This is a genomic window from Kitasatospora sp. NPDC089913 (assembly GCF_044748625.1).
Taxonomy (GTDB): Bacteria; Actinomycetota; Actinomycetes; order Streptomycetales; family Streptomycetaceae; genus Kitasatospora.
The window spans coordinates 358,218-377,504 of sequence record NZ_JBIVGI010000004.1; the positions used below are offsets into that span (position 1 = coordinate 358,218).

Sequence of the window (19,287 nt, forward strand, 5' to 3'; positions counted from 1 at the left end):
GGGGCCCCGTGCGGGCGTGCGCGGCAGCGTCGGTGGAGGCCAGGAACGATGATCAGCTCGGACGTGTGGACAGTGGCCGGCGAGAACCTGCCGGCACCGCGTACCTCCGGCGCGCCGCGGTCGGACTGGGCCGCCGGGCTCCACCGGATCTGGCTGCGGGCACAGACCACGACCGATGTCACCGGTCTGTCCGACGAACTGTACGACCTGCTGCTGACGGTGCCCCGGGTGACCGTGGTGACCGGCTGCCGTTTCTCGTCGAACGGCCGGGCCCTCTACCTGCGCAGCAGCGCCGAGGCCGGGAGCCCTCCGGTCCGCGTCCTCCTGCCCGCCGGCGACGCCTGGAGCCGTGCGGGCGTGCCGCCCGCCCACGGGGAGGTACGCCGGTTCCGCGCGGACGACAGCCACGGCCGCGCCCGCCCCGAACAGCCCGTGTGGGAGGCGGCGTCGGCGACCCACGTGGTGGAGTGCACCCTCCCCCTGGAGGACGGCGACTGGGCCGCGGTCGCGGTCGGCCTCGCGGGCGACGGGCAGGCCCCTCCGGCCCTGCCCGCGATGCTCGGCCAGGTGTGCGACGTGGTGGCGTCCTGCAACACCCGGATCCTGCACGAGCGGGAGAACGCCCGGCGGCAGGCGCGCGACGCCCTGCTCGCTGAGGCCTCGCTGCAGATGGACTCCTCCCTCGACACCGAGGAGACCCTGCAGCGGGTCGCGCGGATGACCGTTCCCGCGGTCGCCGAGGGCTGCCTGGTCCATCTGCGGTACCCCACCGGCTACCGGCTGGTCGCCGCCGCACACCTTGCCGCCGACGCGCGGGAGAGCTTCGAGGCGGCCGGCCGTGATCCGGTCTGGCTCGCCGAAGTCCTGCCGAAGGTGTCCGACCTGCGCGAGGGCGTCGTCCTGACCGGTGAGCAACTCGCGGGAACGCCCTTCGCCGGTCACGGCGCCGCACCCAGCGGGACGGTCACGGTGAACCCGCTGCGAGCGCGCGGCCGACTGCTCGGCACGGTCACCTTCGCCTACCAGCGCGGCGCCGCCGAGATCGCCGGGCCCGCCTTCCTCGCGGACCTGGCCCTGCGGGCCGCCCTGGCGATCGACAACGCGACGCTGTACGAACAGCGGCGGCAGAACGTCAGATCGCTCCAGCAGCACCTGCTCCCGGCCGTCCTGCCCGAGTACCCCGGCCTGGAACTCGCCGCCGCCTACGAGGTGGGCGACGCCGCGCTGGACGTGGGCGGCGACTTCTACGACGCGGTCGCGGGGGCCCGCTCGTTCTCCCTGGTGGTGGGCGACGTGTGCGGGCGCGGCGCGGAGGCGGCGGCACTGACCGGTCTCGCCCGGCACACCCTGCGGACCCTGCTGGAGGACGACGTCGCGCCGGCCGCGGCCCTGACCCGGTTGAACCGCTCGCTGCGCGCCAGCGCGTCCTCGAAGTTCGTCACCGCGATCGTCGCGGCCCTCGCTCCGCGGGGCGACGGCTCCTTCGCCCTGCGCATCGCCACGGCCGGCCACCCGCCGGTGCGCGTGCTGCGCGCCGACGGGACCGTCCACTCCCTGAACAGCGCCCCGGGCCCCCTGCTCGGAGTCCTGGACGACTACGCGCTGCCCGAGGCCACGGAGGTCCTGCGACCGGGCGACACCGCCGTCCTGCTCACCGACGGCATCACGGAGTCCCGGGCCGCCGACGGAGCGTTCTTCGAGGACCGCCTGTCCCGGGTGCTAACCGGCCTGGCCGACCACGGCCCGCGGGAACTGGTGACCGGCCTCGCCCGGGCGGCCCTGGACTTCGGCCGGGGCTGCGCCGACGACATGGCCGTCCTGGCCGTCCGGGCCGGGACGGCGACCAGCCGCGACGAGAGGCGTGCCGAGCGATGACCATGCAGGAGGGCCTGGTCCTGGTCGTCGAGGACTCCGAGGAGGACATCGAGGCCGTGGCCCGCGCGCTGGGCCGCTCGCACCCACTGGTCCGGCTGGAGTTCACCGCCTCCCCCCGGACCGTCGTGCCCCGGCTGCTGGACCCCGGGGCCGAACGGCCCGCACTGGTGCTGCTCGACCTCAACCTCCCCGGCTACAGCGGGCACTCCCTGCTGCGCGACATACGGCTGCGGCCGGAACTCGCCAAGGTGCCGGTGGTGGTCTTCACCTCCTCGACCGCGCCGGCCGAGGTCGAGGACTGCTACGCGGCCGGCGCGGACAGCTACATCTTCAAACCGCTGAACTTCGACCTGTTCCGCACCGTCCTCGGTAGCACGGTCGACTTCTGGCTCGCCGACCGGCCGGTGCCCCGCGACCTGCCCACCGCCTGACCACCCTGCCGTCCCACGCGCCCGCGCCCGCGCCCGCGCGCTCGCGCTCGCGTTCCGTCGCGGTGCGGCATCCGGCGGTCGGCATCCGTTGTCCGTGTACCGGTGGATCATCGGACCGTCGTACGCGCGGGCCCCGTCTCGAAGGGGGAGGGGACGGGGAAGTACTCGCTCAGGAAGCCGGTGAGGGCGTCGTGCTGCGCCTGGGGGGAGATGCGGTCGCGGATGCCGTCGGCGAGGCAGAAGTAGTCGGCCCAGCGTTCCTCGTGGAGGTCTGCGAGGCGGGCGAGGTCCTCGTGGCTGTCCGTGACGAAGTAGCCGCCGTAGAGATGCCCGTCCACGGCGCGCGCGGTCGCGTGGGCGTAGTACGCGGCCAGGGTCACCGGTGCGAGATCGGTGCCGGCCCGGAACGGCGAGCGGACCGTGGCACGGAGCTCGGCCGCGAACCGCTCCGCGCTTTCGGCCATGACGCTGCGGCGCAGCGGGTGGGGGGCGTGTTTGAGGGTGCGGGGGTAGGTCTTGCCGGTCGAGGCGGTCAGGGCCGCGCGTGTGTTCTTCAGGGCGGCGACGTAGATCGAGTCGTCGCTCCGGGCGTCACCGGGGGGAATGATCCGGTCGTCGGGGAAGCACAGGGGCAGGCCGTTCCCGAGGAAGAAGTCCTCGGGCGCGACGGTGCGGCCGAGGAAGACGTCGTCGTTGATGTACAGGAAGTGTTCGGCGAGGCCGGGGATCAGGTGCAGCCGGCTCTCGATGGCATGGGAGTTGAACACGGGCCCGGCGTCGGTGCCGGCGAACAGGTCCCGGTGCGGGACGACGGTCAGGCCGGGCCGGTCGGTGTCGAGCCACGGAGGCGTCTGGTCGTCGGTGACCAGGTGGACGTGGCGGATCCAGGGAGCGTGCGCGGCCAGTGCGCGCAGACAGTAACGGAGTTCGTCGCGGTTGCGGAAACGCTGGTCGGCGTCACCGGCGATGCCGCTGGCGGCGTCGCCGTCCTCCGGCGCGACCGGTGCGGCCGTGCGGGCGAGGCCGGCCCGGGCGGTGTCACGCCGCCTCTGCCAGGCCGGGTCGGTGTCGTCGACCCAGGTGATGACGGCGTCCACGGGAAAGGCGACGCGGTCCGGCAGGTCGACGGCGAAGGCGTTGACCAGTGGGTACACCTGCCCGCCGACAGCCGTCCTGGCCGTGGCCTCCAGCGAGGGCACCCACCAGCCGAGCGGGGTCTCGTCGATCGAGGCAACGGCCCCGGGGGCCTGCGGGGCAGGATCCCAGAATTCGACGTCGCACGCGGCCTCGGAGCCGTACAGCAGGGTCCCGACCACGGCGGGCCGGTAGATCCGCAGCCCCTTGACCCGGTCCGGCGGGGTCGCACCGGGTTCCGCGTCGAGGAGCTCGCCGGGGCCGGTCGCCTCGCGTTCCACGACCGCGACGGCGGTGCGTACCTGCTCGGCCAGGACGGTGGCGAGCACGCGCCCGTGCTCCAGCAGGTCCGCGTACACGGCCTGCCCGGCGAACGGCACCGAGAGCGCCTCCAGCGCTGCGGAGCGGTCGCCGGCCGCTACGGCCAGGCGGTGACGCCTGCCGCGGTCGGGCACGATGCCGTGGTCGATGCCCGCCGCGCCCAGCGCCCCGGCCACCTCGGCGAGGTTGTCGTCCAGACGCTGACCCGGCAGCCGTATCCGGTCCGCCTGCGCCAACAGCCCGCCGTGACGGACGACACCGGTCAGGGTGGCAGCGAGCTCGGCCTCGCGCTCACGACGCCCCGCGGCCAGCCTCTCGCCCGGTGGGGCAGGTTCCGGGAGTGGAGACGGGGGTTCCGTGGATGCCTGCTCCTGCTCGGGCTCCGGGACTGGTTCGAGGCCGGTGAGCCCGGTGCGTCGCGGGCGGTGCACCAGGAAGGCGAGCCGGCGCACTGCGGTGGTGAGACGGGCCGGGCGAAGGGGCATGGAAAGCTCCAGCGAGGGTGGGGGATGTTCGGCAGAAGAGCCCAGGCACGGCACCGCCCTCGCATGTGCCGTGCCGGGCCACGGTGGCGTCGCGCTGTCGGGCGGGCGCACGACGGGCGTGGGGTCGGCTCGCGCCGGTGGGCAACGCTTCCCGCAGGGAGGTCCGCCAGGAGGACCCGGCTCGGTCGTCCGGGGAAGGTCCGGGCTCGGCGACGCCGCTCGGCCACGGCCGGTTCCGGCGTCCGGCAGGCGGATGCCCGGATGAAGCCGGCAGAGCGCGGTCGGCCGGTCTGCTACGCGGCCGGCGTGGGCGGTCGCCGCCGTAAGCCGAGGCGAACGGGAGCGATCCGGACCGGGATCGGATTCATGGATTCAGTCATCAAATATGAGATCGAGTCGGTATCGGCGCCTGCCACACGGATGCGCCGGGCACGAGTGCCAATCCTGCGTGCCCGCACGGCAATACCGGGACCCCCGACAAGCTGGATTGCACCGCCGATCGGCCTGCTTGTCTCTGCCACCTGGCCGGCCCGAGCGGCAGCATGTCGGCCCGGGCGGTCCTGCGACGCCTGTCTCCGCGGGTCCGGTTGCCGCGCCCGCCCGGGTGCGCACCTGCCCGGTTCTGCCGCCGCGCCCGCGAACGCGGCGGCCACGACCTGGACGGCCCGCACCCTGGCGGGCAGCGGCCGTGGATCTTTGTCCGCCCCACGGCGAGCGAGCGGAGGCCGTCCTCCGGCGCGGCCGGCCTCGATGCTCCCCGAGTGAGGGAACGCGGAGCAGGGCGCGTCCCGGCCGCCTCTCCGCCGGTGGTGAGGTCCACCGGAGAGAACGTCGCGTGGTGCGTGCGTCAGTTCGTCGGGCAATCAGCTGCGCGGGCGGGGCGTCCGCGACGGTGCCCCGATCGTCCTCGTCGTCACGGCTTCCGGAGCCGTCGGCGCGGTCGTGCCGGCCGTCGCCGGTATCCGGGAGGAGGCGTGTCCTCGGGAGGCCGGGGCGAGCGGAACAGGACGGGGCCCTGCCGCCCGGCGAGGTGCGTGCCCAGACCGGCGGCGCCGACCGCGGTGGCGGCCAGGCTGACGTTGCGCCAGGTCGTGCCGGGAGGCCCGGGCGGCGGACCCAGGCGGGGCTGGGCAAGCCCCTCGGGGTCCAGCGTGACGGTGGTCCTGTCTCCAGGGCGGGGGTGCTCGTCGCCCACCGGGACATTCGCATGCCTCGTCCCGTCGGCGAGCCGCACCTCGGCGAAGGTCGAGGACTGCCAATGGCCCTCGGACACCTCGACGACCACGGCGGGGACGGGCTCGCCCCGGTCGTGGAGCGCCTGCCGGCCGGCCATGAACACGCAGCACAGTTCGAGGAACAGCCAACCGGCCGAGAACACGGTCGACGACACCACGGACAACCGCCACGGCCGCCGCGTGCCGGCCACGGCGGCCGCGATCCCGAGAAGCAGGAACACGAGAAGCACGATCACGTCGACGACATGGACCAACCGGTAGGGCGCCCAGTGGTAGACGAGCCACGCCGACGCCCACCCCAGCCCGACGACGGCAACCGTCAGCCCCGCCGCCAGGCCCACCGCAACCACGATCCGCCCCACCGCCCACAACCGGCTCCCGCCGCTGCGCCCCTCCTGCTCCCCACTCCCGCCGCTGTGTTCGTGCGCCCCAGCCGACACTTCCACCACTCGTTCCTCCCTCCCCGGCCCATCGCTCCACGAGGGCGCCGAACCCAGCGTGCGCGGTCGTGCTGAACGGGGGCAAGAGGCGTGCCGCCGCACCCGATCGCGGCGATCGACGGTGCGGGGACGCCGGGCGGGATCCACCGGCCTTCATGGGGAGGAGCGTGTCGGACGTTCCGGACTCGATCTTCCGGACGCGACCGCGTCGGGCCGGCGGGCCGCCCCGACGTGCTGCGCGTCGATGCCGGGCGGTCCTTGTGGCACGGAGGAACCCCCGAGGTCCCTGCCCGACCGGCAGAATGTCCGGACGACCCTCTTCACCTGCGCGAACTGCGGCCTGCCACTTACCGGGGAACTCAGGCGAGCACGGCCGTCGCGGGACGGCGAGAAGCGGTCCGGCCACCGGATCGCCCCGCCCCGGATGGCCCGGGGCACCTACGCGATCGGTGACGATGCCGCTGCCTTTGTCCTGCATCCCGACGACCTGCCGGGAACGGCTGCGCACCCCGACCTCGGCCGTCGCAACGGCTGCTGCGGACTCGACGGCCGGGACGGGCCCAATCTCGTCTGCGCGGCCTGCGGCACCGAGGTCGCCACCGAGCAGTCGGACTGCTGAACGCAGAACCTGGTGCTGCTGACCGCCGCCGCAGTCGTCGACGGAGCCGGGTCGCCTTCCCGGACCCGTTGACGTTCGGTGCCGCTCGCACCCGTTCGCCGGACCGTGCGTGTTCCGCCACGCAGGTGTCGCGCGCCGGATGCCATGGTCGGGATGTCGCGGCTCGTTCTTGTTCTCGACCTCGTTCTCGACCTGGTCCCCGTCCCGGTCCGCGACGGCTCCGCCGCGGGCGGCCGGCCGGTCGAGAGCGTCAGTGCCAGTAGCTGGGGGTGCCGTTGCCGGGCTGGTTCCAGGCCCAGACGAGGAAGGCGACGAGCGCCGTGGCGACGAGGAGGGCGAGGACGAGGCAGCCGAGGCCGCTGCCTCGCCGGTTGCGGCGGTGGTTGGTGGCGTCCAAGGAACCCCCCAGGTGTCGAGTCCGACCTGAGTCCGAGCGTGGCGGCCGGGAGGGTGCGCGGCAAGGGGCCGGCGTCACTGACGTACTCGGCGATCGGCCCGCAGTTCTTTCTCGGCAGGTCCGCGAGCAGGCCGAGTACGAACGCCCGCACCCGGCCGCGACGGCTCCTTCGGCTGAGCCCGCACGCGAAGCGCGTCCGTACTACTGGCAAGGCCAAAGCTCTGCCACGAGCCCATCACAGGTCGAACGTTGCCTGATGAGGCACCAGGGGGAGCGGCGCGGGGGCCCACAAAGCCGCGCTCAAGAGTATGGCAAGGACCAGGACGAGAGCGAAGAGGAGCCGTCCGAGGCGCCGCACGTGCTCCGCGAGCCGTCCGGGATTCGAGTCAGAGCGCACGACGGTCCGCGCGTGCAGGGCTCCAGGAGCCAGCGACGTGAAGTTCAGGGACTTCCGGCAACCCGCCTGGCCGGAACACGGGGGTTGGATCGGTCGCCGGAGAAAGCACCGGCCACGTCCGGCGCAGCGGCGGCGGCCATTGCTGCCGATCGCGCGTCCTGCGGACCGGATGAGCGAGACCGTCATGGTGGCGATGCCAGCGGCTCCCGTGGCTGTCCTGAGGTTGTGCATGGGTGAAGAGGTCCTGTTCCAGAGGCGAGGGCGTGAGGTCGGTTCTGAACGGGTGCGGGCGGCCACCGACCACTTGCCCGTGGCCGACACCAGGAGCCGCTTTCCGAGGTGGCGGACCGAGTTGCGGTGGTATGCGACGGTGACGATCCACGCAGTGGTGGGGTGTGCGCAACCTGTCGAGCGGCCGGAGAAATTCAGCCGCCCGGCCGACTGCCGCCGCCCGCCCGGCCGACCTGCCCCTGGAGCGGGTACTCGGCGACGGCCGCGCGATGCGCTCCTCGGCATCGTGAAGGCGTTGATCTTGTGACGGGCCCTCGGATGATCGGCGACTCACGCCGTCCCCCCGCACCGGATCGCGGCTGGCTGCGAGGAGGTCTCGAAGCCGGCCGCGAGGGCTGGGGACGACCCGGGGGTGGTGTTGGCGGCGGGGCTGGCGGAGATGGAATTCGAGGTCGAGTTGTGTCCCGATGCGAAGGCGGAGGCGGCTCCAAGCTGCAGGCGGTCGGCGTCGAGGCTGAGGCCGGTGTGAACGACCGCGCACAGGAGCCACTCCTGTCAGTGCACTGCACATGCATGACAATCTGGCGGGCCATTGCAGCAGAAACACCCAGATCTCCAATGCCGTACGGGCGCCAGGAAAGCTTCCTGGCGCCCGTACGGCACACTGGCAGGATTCAGATCAGAGCAAAGTCAGTCGACAGGGCCTGTTCCGGCGGCGTCCTGGTCGATCGTCTTGGATTCCAGAAAGTACGTCAGGGATTCATCCCGATCGGGCCAGTCGAAGGTAAGTGCCAGGTCCAACCAGATTTCTGACGTGATCTCCCATCGGCCGAGATCACCGTTGGGGGCGCCGAGGTCGACCATGGAGCGGGTGATAGCCAACTGCTTTCGGCTCGACGGAATCCGGAGCTGCACAAACCCGTCAGAATCGTAACCAACTAGAATGTATCGCCGCTCACTGGTCGATGCCATACCTATCCCTTCGTACCAATTCGACTCAACCACCTGGATGAGATCCAACGGACTGGCAGGGTTCTCGTACGGGAATCGAGCGGCTGCCACCATCTCCTTCGGCAGCTTCCCTTGTCCTCATACGTGTGGACGCAGGAAAATCAGCAGACGGCAGAGTGAAGCCGAGATGGCACCGGATCCGAGTCAGAATTAGCTGTGGCGGCCTGCCAATCGAACTGGCGGGCCGCCACCAAGAGTGTCGATTATTCGCTACTCGCCCAAGGGGCCCTGGGGAGAGTTCCCAGCAGGGACTCGACTCTCTTCACAACGGCCCGCATCGCGGCCGTGAGTTCACCGGTCGAAATTTCGGAACGCTTCCGTGCATTGTACGAATTGAACAGCATCTCGTGCTGCTCGAGAAAGCTGTCCAGGAGCTCGAGGTCTTTATCTGACGAGCCACTGCTGGAAAGCTTCCCCACTGCCGAATGCCACCAGGACAGGCGCGCGTCAGCCACGATGATGCGCGCTGCCAGCTCTCGCGTCTGGTATTCCCATCCTTCCGGCGAGGTCAGTAGTTCGATCATCATTTCAGTGAACGATGGAAGCTCACTCACGGGAACATTTCCTCCCTTCTCGAGCTTCAGCCAAAGTTCCGACGAATCCAAGGGATTAGACCTCGCCCACTCGGAAGAGCCTCGCCGCCGCCAGCCTGAATAACTCTGCTGCAATACGTCAGGCAGTTTTTTGTTAGCGCGTCATAACTGCCCTGACCTGCGCTTCCTCGGGCGGCCTTCTTGGTATGCGGCCTGGGCGTCGACCCGACCTTCCGGCCCGGTACTTGGCTACGCAAGCAGGCGGCGGCCCGCACCGACGGAAAGCTGACGGACCAGCAGGCCACACTCCTGGCCGCGCTCACCCGGTACACCGAGAAGACTCGCCCAAGCCCAGGCAGTCCCGTTCCGAGACGTCCTCCTCGGTAACGGCAACGTGCCGCTGGTGGCGGGTGCCAGCCGCGACCTGATTCCCTCACCGGTCCGACGAAGCACATTGACGTTGCGGGTGAGCTCCTTGCTTCCCTTGCCGAGAGCGGGAACTGCGCCCCCTGCAGCCTGGAATGCTTCGACGTCACCCGCGATCGCCTCCTCGATCTCGTCCGGGGTGAGATCAGTGTCGAGTTGGAGCCAATTTTCCTCCGGTGTCCCTTCCTTGTGTGCTCGGTAGAACCCGTGCCCCGTGTTGAAGTTCCACTCCTGACCGTTGGATGCGGTTGTGCTGCGCCGGAGGTCCTTACCCGACTTGCCATTCTCACGATACGTCCCGAGCGACCTGGGCTTCGACGCGGGCTTGGAACTGGCTTCCTTCCCTGCCTTGGGCGCGACCTTCGAAATCACCTTGCTGATGAGTTTTCGCACCGCGCCTGGGTGTTTGGCGACCGCCTCCACGCCGCGGACCGCCGCTCCGGCGGCCGTGAAGCTGGACGACTACGCGGTGGGCACTTGGATGCGCCGCCGGTGCAAGATCGCGGGCCTCACCGCGGACCGGGCCGCGAAGCTCGACGCTCGGGACGAAGTCTGGCGCCTGGAGCCGCTCCTACCGCCGCTTGCTCGCCTACCTAGCCGGCGGCGGCACCCTCGACGGCCCGGCCAACTGAACCGGCCTGGGCGACGACCCGGCTCTCAGGCTCTGCTCACCCGGGGCACGATGCCCGCTCAGCCGACCTTCGTCCACCCCGTCAACCAGTGCACCTGCAGTCAGCCGAATCGCCGTCATCACCGGTCGAGCAACCTGGATCGCGATCTACCGCTGGAGTATTAGGCAGGAGAAAACTTCTTCAAGCCACCGGATCTTTTCCTGATCCTCGAGAAAGGAGCGCAAGAACAGACAGATGGCTCCTCACTGTCTCCACGCTTTCGCGATGGGTGGTGCGCCGAGATTTTTGGCGCACCACCCGTAGAGAGTCAGCCCGTGAAGCCACTGCCCGGGCAGGACGACGCAAACCGATGGCTTGTGCAGCCACCTCCATTGTCGTTGCCGCCAACTGCCGCCGCAAAAACACCAAGAGGGTCTGCCAGGGAAATTCCGGCAGACCCTCTTGGCGTTCACTGATCGTCGATCCGGCGAGAAATTAAAATCTCTTCCGGTCCGAATATCCAGCAGCATCTTGCCGCCGGATATTCATGGGACCTATTGCGCCAACGAAACTCCGATGCTCACGCAGCGCCAGGCGAGCCGTCGATCTCTGAAGGATTCTGATACTTGGAAATTGCTTTGACTTGCAAGCGGATAGATTCACTGCATCGCTCATCATTCTCTTGATCCTCGAGAGTGGCGCGACCAGTCAGTCGTGACATGAGAATCGATTCATAGCACGAGGATAGGATCTCCATCGCATCATCCACAGACAGCGACAGAGGACCCGCCTCGAAAAGGCGAACAATTCCCATGAGAAACGGTCCGACTGCGGGCCGGACTGCAACCTCGGGCAGCGAGTCGTACCGCAACAGAATTTCTTCGACGAAATCCTGGTCAAAGTTCCACTCGCCCGACCCAGGGGAGCGCGCTTGAATTACATGACCAATCAGTTCGGCATGCTCCGGCGGAAAAAATCCGGGAAACGGCGGATCAAACAGGCGGAGCGTAGACTCGACCACGTCGAGAGACAGGCCAAGAAGATCGGAACTCCCAAGTCTCTCTAGAACTGGCCCATAGGGCTCGATGGTGCGATCCCAAAGAAGTAGCATGCTCCCCACCTTTAAATGGTGTGTGTCGCAACTTGAAGTTGATTCGTGATGCACAAGCAGGTCGAATTCATCCGCAGGGCGGCCCTTTGCTACCTACTCCTGTCCCAGAGCTGAACACCTGGATATCGAGCACCCCTACCCGCGCAGTCCTGCCGCTCTATGCCGCATGCCGGACGGGATGATGCGATGATTCCATCACCCGTGTACTCGGCCTCGTCGATCGCATTGAAGAGAATCTGCTCGGCGTCAGTGTGAACTTGCGGAGTGAGGTCGGTTTCGTAGACTTGACGGTAGCCGAGGCTCTCAGCCAAATTACGCAGAGAACGATTCGTTCCATTGTTCGCCACTGAATAGACGAGTTCACCCCCAAGCTGGCCTGTCGCAACGGTCGTTCCCTTGTCTGCCCGTGTCCCCACACCAAAAGTGTCATGAAGTGCCTTCGCATCATCAAGCAACTTCTGTGGAGAGACCGTTGCAGACGCGGCCGTTCCATCGGAAACAAGGCGGCCTCTGCAAATATTGTGGACCAGGACCGGCGTGATACCGGCAACCACATAATACGTGTGGAGGTCGGCGACGGTGAGGTTGTACATGGCCTGCTGGCCAGGGATCTCGCTGACGGAGGTAACGGTGACTGCCGATCCGTCGTCCGTCTCGAGCATGTGGCCGGCCTGAAGTTCGCCTGCAGGGGTCCACCGCCGAGCCGTAGCGTCCCAGAAGGGATGCTCGACGGTCGTATGGATGGTCTCCTCGCCGTCTCGCGTGGTGACGCCAACGTCGACCCGGTCACTGTCGTCGTGCTTCCACGTGGCGGTGACGGTGTGGCCGTTGTTGTCCCCGGTCTGGGGATCGGCAGCCTGGACCTGGTCGCCGGGCTTGATCTCGCTGATGTCCCGGGTGCTGCCATCGGCCATGAGGACCGGTGTGGCGGCTGCGAAGCTGCACGGGCCGGCCTTCGGCCGGATCTTCGAGACGATCTTGGAGACGAGCTTCCTGACCGCGCGCGGGTGTTTGGCGACCGCCTCCACGCCGCGGACCGCCGCTCCGGCGGCCATCGCGGGGGCGACGACGGGCAGGGGCGGCCCGAGGACCTGGACGATCTGCTGTCCGGCCTTGTACCAGTCGCTCTGGGTGCGCGGCCCGTCCAGCGGGCCGGCGATCCCGGAGACGATGGAGGTGAGGTTGAACGGCGACTGCGGGTTCTCGCGTTCCTGGCGGAAGCGGTTGGCGGTGTCGTCGTCGCCGGTGAGCCTGGCGACGCCCTCGGCGAGCTCGTTGTAGGTCTTGACCGTCTCGTGCCAGGCTCCGGCCGCGAGGTCCTTGCCCCGGTCGATCCACTTGTCGCAGGTCTTGCAGTCGAAGCCCAGGAACAGGCCGCTCGGGTCGCTCGCGTTGACGGGGTCGTTGTTGCTGTAGGCGTAGCCGTTCCACTGCTGCGGATCAGCCGGGTCGAGGATCGGATCGGGGTTGATGAAGCGCCCGCGCACCGGGTCGTACTGGCGTGCGCCGAGGTTGGTCAGCCCGGTGGCCTCGTCCTTGGTGCCTCCGACGAAGCCCTTGCGGCCGGCCCAGTCGGAGGTCGCGGGCTGGCTGCCGCGCGGGTTGCCGAAGGGGTCGGTGTTCCGGCGGGTGACGGTCTGGCCGGCGTCGGTGCCGATCTGGACGCCGTTGGTGCCGTGCGGGTCGGCGGCCTGGATGACGACGTTTCCGCCGCCGATGGCCGAGGTGACCCGGGTGTAGGTGAGTCCTTCTCCGGCGCCGATGGAGCGGACGTTGCTCAGGGTGCCGGTGGCCGTGTCGAGGGTGAGCTCGTCGGTGGGCAGGTTGAGGGTGGTCCGGCCGGGGTTGCGGCGGATGAGCTGGTTGCCGTCGGCGTCGTAGACGTAGCTCGTGGTTCCGGCCGTGCCGGTGGAGCCGATCGAGTCGAGCTTGCCCTCACGGTTCCAGGCCAGTGTCGCCGTGCCACCCGTATCGGTGATCGCCGTGGGGTTGCCCGTGGCGTCGTACTGGTAGCCGACGGTCCTGGTACCCCCCGGCCCCATGGTGGTGGAGGTGAGCAGCGCGTGGGGGCCGCCCGTTCCGCCACCGGTGTTGGCTGCGTCGGTCGGGGTGTTGGTGTGCCTGGCCGGCCCGAAGGTCTGGCTGGTGGTGGTGTCGTTGAAGGTGTTGCCGGTGATGTCGTGCTGGACGTGTCCGGTGCGGTTGCCGGTCGCGTCGTAGCTGTAGGTGTTCCAGTACGGCGCGGGGCCGCCGACGGTGCGCCCGCCGGGTTCGACGTTGGCGGGGCCGTTCGCGTTGTTGCAGCCGCCGATGCCGGGGACGGTGCCGGAGCTGCCGCTGCCGTGGGTGGCGCCGCTGGAGTCGGTCCAGTCGGCGGTGGTGGAGGTGCGTCCGGTGTCGGTCCAGGCTCCGGTCAGCCGCCCGAGGTGGTCGTAGGTGAAGCACTGGGTGTCGGTCGCGGCGGCGTCCTGGACGTCGGTGACGGAGGTGATGCGGCCGGACGGGGTGTAGGTGTAGGTGGTCTGGTCGACGGAGGCGGTTCCCACCTGTCGGTCCAGGAAGGAGTTGACGATCCGTCCGGTGGCCCAGTCGTACTGCCGGGTGGAGACGACCTGGGTGCCGTAGGTGCCGACAGTCGTCCGGACGGGGCGGGCGAGGGCGTCGTAGTCGGCCTGGGCGACGACGGGCTGCTCCAGGCTGGCGGAGCCGACGAGCAGGCCGGTGATGGTCCTGCCGTAGGTGATCGATTCTGCCGGGAGTCCGCCCGCGGCGGGGACGGCGGTCTCGGTGACGGCGCCCAGGACCGGGCTGTAGGCGTTGGTGGTGGTGTAGGTGCCGGCGAGCGGTCCTTCCGCGGCGGGGACGGTGATCGCGGTGCCGAGCGCCCGGTAGGCGGTGTCGTACCCGGTCACGGCCGTGGTGTAGGCCGCGCCCCCGGTGCCGCCGACGTAGCGGGTGGAGGACGTGGGCCGGCCCTTGGCGAGGGTGTCGTAGGTCCACGCCGCCAGTTGGTTCGCGGGTGCGACGCTGTCGCCGTACGTGCCGGTCTTACGGCCGAGCAGGTCGTAGGTGAAGGCGAGGGTGTTGCCCTTGGCGTCGACCGTACGGTCGACGCGCGAGTTGACGTCGTAGAACACCTTGTTGAGACCGGTGTCCGGGTCGGATGCAGATGTTGGACGCCCGCGCAGGTCGTAGTTCTTGGTCCAGGTGTTGCCGCTGCTGTCGGTGCGGGACGCCGGCTGGCCGGTGGGCGTATAGGTGTAGGTGGTGACGTCCGCGTCGGCGGGGTTGCCGGTCGCGGTGGGAGTGCGGTACTGCCACAGGGCGGTGCCCCGGCCTCGGGCGTCGGTGACGGCCGAGGTCGGCATGCCGCCGCTGGGCGGGATCGTGTCGGTGCGGTCGGCGCCGGGGTAGGCCGTGGTGGTGGCCCACTGGAGGTTGCCGTAGGAGCGGAACTCCGCCCGCACGACGCGCCCGTTGCCGTCGTAGGTGTTCCACGTCTGGCCCGGGATCTGGCCGTCGGCCGCCGGTACGAAGATCGACGTGGTGGGGAAGGACTTCTCCTCGTAGTAGGCGGAGGAGGTCTTGATGGCCCAGCCGTGCGTGTCGTAGACGGTGTCGGTGATCAGTCGCCCGGTCGGCCGGGCGTCGCTGGTGCGCTGGCTCTGGCGGGCACGGCCCAGGCCGTCGTAGATGTCGACGTTGACCGCGAACGTGGCCGCGTCGTCGTTGAGCGACTCGGTCGTGACTGCGGACGGGCCTGCGGTGCCCTTGAGTTCGTAGGTGTACCTGCGGCTCGGCAGTTGCGAGGTCGGGCGGTCCGGTGCCCAGACCGCGGTGAGCCGTCCCAGGGCGTCGTACTGCGCGGTGATGACGCGGCCGTTGGCGTCGGTGCTGGTCAGCGGGGAACCGCGGGCCGGGTCGAGAGTGGCGGTGGTGGTCCAGTCCGCGCCCATCGGGCCGGTGGTCCGCACCTGGGTCGGCAGGGCGCCGGTGGCGGGAGCGGTCTCCGTCGTCGTCACGGCCGCGGTGACGGACGGGCCGCTCAGCTGCGTTCCGGCGTTGTCGTAGGTGGATCCGTCCGTGGTGGCCGTGGTCCGGGTCCGGCCGTAGACGTCGAACGTCGCACTGCCGCCGTGGACGTAGACCGGGTTACCGGACTGGTCGAACCGGTCGAGGACCTGGTTGCCGGTCGGGTCGCCGGTCGGGCCGGCCCGGCCGAAGGGCCTGCCGTCGTAGAGCGTGCGGCCGCTGGACAGGGTGTTGGCCGAGGTGGCCCCGCCGCTGCAGGGCCCCTGGAACGTGGTCTGCTCCGAGACGAGCGTGAGCAACTGCGGGTTGTCGCTCGCAGCGTAGCCGGTGGTGGTGCAGAGCTCGGGGGTGGCGGCGGTGCCGTCGCCCTTGTCGTCGACCTTGACGACGCGGTTGCCGTTGGCCGGCTCGCTGGTGGTGACGACGGTGGTTGTGCGCCAGCTGCCGTCGGCGAGTCTGGCCCTGGTGATGTGGGTTGTCTCGGAGTCCGGGCGCCAGGCGGTGAGTTGGGGTGCCCCGGCGCTCTGGGCGTGGGTCGCGGACTTCTGCTGTCCGTTGCGGGTGGCTCCGGAGACAGCGACCACGCTGCCGCCGGCCCGGTCGAAGGTCTCGGTGGCGACGACGCGGCCGGCGAGCTGGGCGCTGTCGGTCACGGTGCCGCCGAGCGGGCTGTCCACCGGGGGAACGGTGCGCAGGGTCTTGCCGTCGGCGAGGTGGTCGCCGACCATGCCCCGCAGGTAGGTGACCCTCTGCTGGGTCCTGGGTGCCTCGGTGCTGTCGCCGCTGCCGGTGGTGGTCGTCACCGACTGGTAGCCGCGGAACTGGTTCCAGGTCCGGGTCTTGGCGTCGATGAACTCGGCGTCGTTGCGGTGCCAGGCCGCCCCGCCGTTGTAGGTGTACTCGGTCACCCGGGAGACGTTGGGGGAGCTGACGAGGTCCTGCTCGACGACGGTCTTGACCAGTGGCTTGTCGAACCAGTCGTCGACCGGCTCCGGCGAGGACTGGCCCGGCAGATACCACTTGACGGGTATGCAGGCCATCGAGTTGCTGTCGGCGGAGGCTGGCATGCGGTTCTCGACCCGGGAGCACGCGGCGTCGGTGTAGACGACGTCGATCCGCCCGCCCGTCTCGGTCGTGATGCTCTGGATGCGCGGGCGCATGAACATCTTCTCGGCCGGGACGAGGCCGTCGACGCGGTTGGCCCGCATCTTGTACTGGAACTGCACCGGGGGCAGGTTCTTGACCTCGGCCTGGCCGTTGCTCGGAACGCGCTGGACCGAGTCGAGCTGCAGGAGCCGCTTGGTGCCGTCACCGGGGTCGGCGAGCTGCTGGTTCAGGATCCAGGTGTCGACGGTCCGGTAGGCGGAACCGACCAGGACCTGCGTGGTGATCGCGGTCAGGCGCTTGGTGGTGAAGAACGTGGGCGCGGAGTTGATGCAGGTGTTGTCGGTGCAGATCAGGTCGATCGGTGTGTCGGGCCAGGCGGCGGCGTTCGCCGCGGTGCGCTCCGCTTCGCCGCAGGTGATCTCCCCGTTGGGGATGCAGCGCTCCGCGACGGTGAACAGGACCTTGGCGGCCGGCTCGGCGCCGCCCTTCGCGGCCCTCTGCTCGTCCAGGCGCTGGCCGTAGGCGATCTCCGTGAGGTACCCGGACCGCTGGTAGTCCGTGAGGGCGCCCTTGCCGCCGCTCTGGGCGTTGCCGCGCTTGTACTTGTTGCCTTCGGCGGCGTACTTGTAGGTGATCAGGTTGCCGTGCGGGTCGACGACGTGGTCGAGCTGCCAGCGCCAGGCCATCTGGCACCAGGAGTCCTTGCCGGTGCCCGCGTCGTAGCAGGGGTCGCCGCTGTTGGGCGAGTACACCGGCGCGGTCAGGACCGAGTTCGCGGCCGGGTCGGAGGCGTCTCCGCCCGGCAGGTGGTTGAGGCCGAAGTAGTACTGGACACCGTCCGGGGTGGTGATCCGCCAGTACTCCATACCCTGGTGGGCGAGGTCACCGGCAGCCTTGGGGGCCCCGGTGAGCTGCTCGACCTTGGTGCCGTCGTCGCTCTCCAGGTGCCAGATGCCGCTCGCGTCGTCGCGCACGAGGGTGCCCGAGTGGCCGCTCAGGGAGAGCGTGGCGTTCTGGCCGCCCCAGCACTCGTCGGGCGAGCCGGCGATACCGGCCTTGTCGCAGGGCTTGTAGGACCGCTCGACGAAGCCCGGCTCGTACCCCCAGCCGTCGCCGACCCAGGAGGGCTGCGCGTTCGAGGCCGAGGTCTTGCCGTCGACGTCGGCCGAGTTGTAGCCGAGTGCCACGGACGGGGTGGAGCCGCCGAGCGAGGGCGGCACCTGGACGGGGTAGCCGTAGGTGAAGTTGCCCGAGTTCGACCCGGAGGTCCAGGCCGACGACGGGGAGAGGGGCGTCGCCTTGTAGTCGCCCAGAGCACCGGCGGGCGAAGGCGCCGCGGCGAGAACCACCGAGCCGCCGCCGGAGCCACCGGACCCTGCCGAGGCGGCCGCGACCGTCCGGGAAGAGGAGGACCCCGTGGCGAACGACGCCTTCACCGCTCCGCCGTGCTGCGCAGAGGCCTGTGCGGGCGGCAGCGTGACCTCGGCGGTGATCCCGCCGCGGCCGTCCGTCTTCGAGGGGACCGGTGTCTGCGTCCGGCACTCCGGCACGTCCGGGGTGGTGAGGGCACAGGTCGGCAGGGCGACGAGTCCGGCACGCTCGGACCATCCGGCCGCCAGGAGCGCCTTCAGATCGAGAGTGACGTTCGCCGTGCGCCCCCCACTCCCGTCGGCTGCGGCATCGCTCAGGGTCACGAGCGGACCGGTGACGCCGGCAGCCGTGCCTTTGTCCTGTCCGGTGACCTGAACGGCGACCGCACGGGCGCTTTCGCCCGGGTTGCTGCCGGGGGCGACCCGGACCGCCAGGTTTCCGGCCCTGGTACCGGTTGTGCCGTCGGAGGCGGGTGAGGCGCCTCCGGTGGCGGCGCGCGCGGCCGCGGCTTCGGGGCCCTCCGCTCCGAGCGTCACCGTTGCGGTGCCGGTCACCAGCGGGGCGGCCGGCTCGGGCTTCCACTGGGGGGCCTTGGTCGCGGGGGGAGCCGTCGGGCTGACGTCCCGTCCCTTGACCGGAACGGTCTTGTCGCCCAAGGGCGTGTTCGGGGGTGTCCAGACCTTCCCCTTCGGTGCGGGGTAGGTCCATGCCAGTGCCGGCGGTGCGGTCGCCGCGGTCATCGCCAGGGCGACCACTGCCGCCACCACGGGTGATCGCCATCGGTGTGCCACAGGTCCTCCGGCCCGTATGCGGGCAGGCCAAGTCATCGTCACATCTCCTCGTGATCCGTCGTCAATGGCATCCAGGCGGGTTGAACCGCGCCACGGCCGACGTGACGATATGCGGAGGAACGAACACGAACTCACCGATCAGAACGTCATAGCTCGAATATTTAGGAAGTCGTGATTTCGGAGGCACCCCCGGAGGCACTCCCAAACAAGACATATGCATTAAAGAGAACTTCCCGGTTGACGTACCTTCACTCGGAATCACATGGTTCTTGCTCGAACAGGACACGCAGTGGTCTCCCTGCCCTACCTGAAGGACGTACCGCACCGACATGCCCGCGAAATCACGGACAGTTGCGCTTTTCCCGTGCTCCTCGTCAAGACGCCGAAAGACCGGTCAGCTGACGGCTCTGGCAGTCGGATTCGCCCTGGGACTGGGGTTGATATCCGCTCCCACCGCACTGGCTGCTGCTCCGGCCTCCGGCCCGGGCCACGGTCCCGCCGCAGGGTCGGCACCGCTGGTCCCACCGACGCCTGCACCGTCTCGTCCGGCCGAGCAGCAGGCGCTCCTGGACGCGATGACCAAGGCCAGGTCGACCGGAAAGCCCGTCGCCGTCTAGGCGCTGACCACCGAGGTCTCGACGACCGTCGCCAATCCCAACGGGACGCTGACCACGACCGACAACGCGCAGACCGTGCGGACGAGGCGCGGCGGGGCTTGGGCGGACATCG

General features: G+C 69.6%; 11 protein-coding genes. 3 read left to right on the plus strand and 8 right to left on the minus strand.

The genetic code is table 11. The features are described from left to right. Positions 1–48 precede the first annotated feature (48 nt). On the plus strand, positions 49–1,875 hold the full coding sequence (locus ACIPYS_RS09540; RefSeq protein ID WP_400745088.1) for a PP2C family protein-serine/threonine phosphatase: 1,827 nt from the start codon (positions 49–51) through the stop codon (positions 1,873–1,875). Continuing rightward, on the plus strand, positions 1,872–2,306 hold the full coding sequence (locus ACIPYS_RS09545) for a response regulator (RefSeq protein WP_093858270.1): 435 nt from the start codon (positions 1,872–1,874) through the stop codon (positions 2,304–2,306). Before ACIPYS_RS09540 ends, ACIPYS_RS09545 begins: the two co-directional genes overlap by 4 nt. A 107-nt stretch (positions 2,307–2,413) precedes the next feature. Here ACIPYS_RS09545 and ACIPYS_RS09550 read toward each other — a convergent pair whose 3' ends face one another. Both ACIPYS_RS09550 and ACIPYS_RS09555 read right to left on the minus strand, forming a co-directional pair. Then, on the minus strand, positions 2,414–4,246 hold the full coding sequence (locus ACIPYS_RS09550; RefSeq protein ID WP_400745089.1) for a stealth conserved region 3 domain-containing protein: 1,833 nt from the start codon (positions 4,244–4,246) through the stop codon (positions 2,414–2,416). A gap of 913 nt (positions 4,247–5,159) precedes the next feature. After that, a complete protein-coding gene (locus ACIPYS_RS09555; protein ID WP_400745091.1) occupies positions 5,160–5,927 on the minus strand; it encodes a hypothetical protein in 768 nt (255 codons plus the stop codon). A 418-nt stretch (positions 5,928–6,345) separates the two neighbouring features. On the opposite strand from ACIPYS_RS09555, the gene ACIPYS_RS09560 reads away from it, so the two are divergent. Beyond that, positions 6,346–6,540 carry a hypothetical protein gene (locus ACIPYS_RS09560; protein WP_400745093.1) on the plus strand — a complete coding sequence of 65 codons (195 nt, stop codon included), beginning with the start codon at positions 6,346–6,348 and terminating at the stop codon, positions 6,538–6,540. Positions 6,541–6,790: 250 nt separating this feature from the next. Here ACIPYS_RS09560 and ACIPYS_RS09565 read toward each other — a convergent pair whose 3' ends face one another. The 6 genes from ACIPYS_RS09565 to ACIPYS_RS09590 all read right to left on the minus strand — a co-directional run bounded on the left by ACIPYS_RS09565 (position 6,791) and on the right by ACIPYS_RS09590 (position 18,534). After that, positions 6,791–6,937 carry a hypothetical protein gene (locus tag ACIPYS_RS09565; protein ID WP_400745094.1) on the minus strand — a complete coding sequence of 49 codons (147 nt, stop codon included), beginning with the start codon at positions 6,935–6,937 and terminating at the stop codon, positions 6,791–6,793. 1,318 nt (positions 6,938–8,255) lie between these two features. Next, on the minus strand, positions 8,256–8,537 hold the full coding sequence (locus ACIPYS_RS09570) for a hypothetical protein (RefSeq protein WP_400745096.1): 282 nt from the start codon (positions 8,535–8,537) through the stop codon (positions 8,256–8,258). Between the two features lie 242 nt (positions 8,538–8,779). Continuing rightward, complete coding sequence (locus ACIPYS_RS09575; protein ID WP_400745097.1) at positions 8,780–9,130, minus strand: hypothetical protein; 351 nt, start codon at positions 9,128–9,130, stop codon at positions 8,780–8,782. Between the two features lie 228 nt (positions 9,131–9,358). Continuing rightward, a complete protein-coding gene (locus ACIPYS_RS09580) occupies positions 9,359–9,928 on the minus strand; it encodes a hypothetical protein (protein ID WP_400745099.1) in 570 nt (189 codons plus the stop codon). A 798-nt stretch (positions 9,929–10,726) separates the two neighbouring features. Next, positions 10,727–11,257 carry a hypothetical protein gene (locus ACIPYS_RS09585; RefSeq protein ID WP_400745100.1) on the minus strand — a complete coding sequence of 177 codons (531 nt, stop codon included), beginning with the start codon at positions 11,255–11,257 and terminating at the stop codon, positions 10,727–10,729. Positions 11,258–11,346: 89 nt separating this feature from the next. Continuing rightward, on the minus strand, positions 11,347–18,534 hold the full coding sequence (locus ACIPYS_RS09590; protein ID WP_400745102.1) for a polymorphic toxin-type HINT domain-containing protein: 7,188 nt from the start codon (positions 18,532–18,534) through the stop codon (positions 11,347–11,349). Positions 18,535–19,287: the final 753 nt, after the last annotated feature.

What these genes read in the sequence shown, in the direction of transcription:
- ACIPYS_RS09540 (WP_400745088.1), top strand. Translation starts at nt 49, where the DNA reads ATGATCAGCTCGGACGTGTGGACAGTGGCCGGCGAGAACCTGCCGGCA.
- ACIPYS_RS09545 (WP_093858270.1), top strand. Translation starts at nt 1,872, where the DNA reads ATGACCATGCAGGAGGGCCTGGTCCTGGTCGTCGAGGACTCCGAGGAG.
- ACIPYS_RS09550 (WP_400745089.1), bottom strand. Translation starts at nt 4,246, where the DNA reads ATGCCCCTTCGCCCGGCCCGTCTCACCACCGCAGTGCGCCGGCTCGCC.
- ACIPYS_RS09560 (WP_400745093.1), top strand. Translation starts at nt 6,346, where the DNA reads ATGGCCCGGGGCACCTACGCGATCGGTGACGATGCCGCTGCCTTTGTC.
- ACIPYS_RS09570 (WP_400745096.1), bottom strand. Translation starts at nt 8,537, where the DNA reads ATGGCATCGACCAGTGAGCGGCGATACATTCTAGTTGGTTACGATTCT.
- ACIPYS_RS09585 (WP_400745100.1), bottom strand. Translation starts at nt 11,257, where the DNA reads ATGCTACTTCTTTGGGATCGCACCATCGAGCCCTATGGGCCAGTTCTA.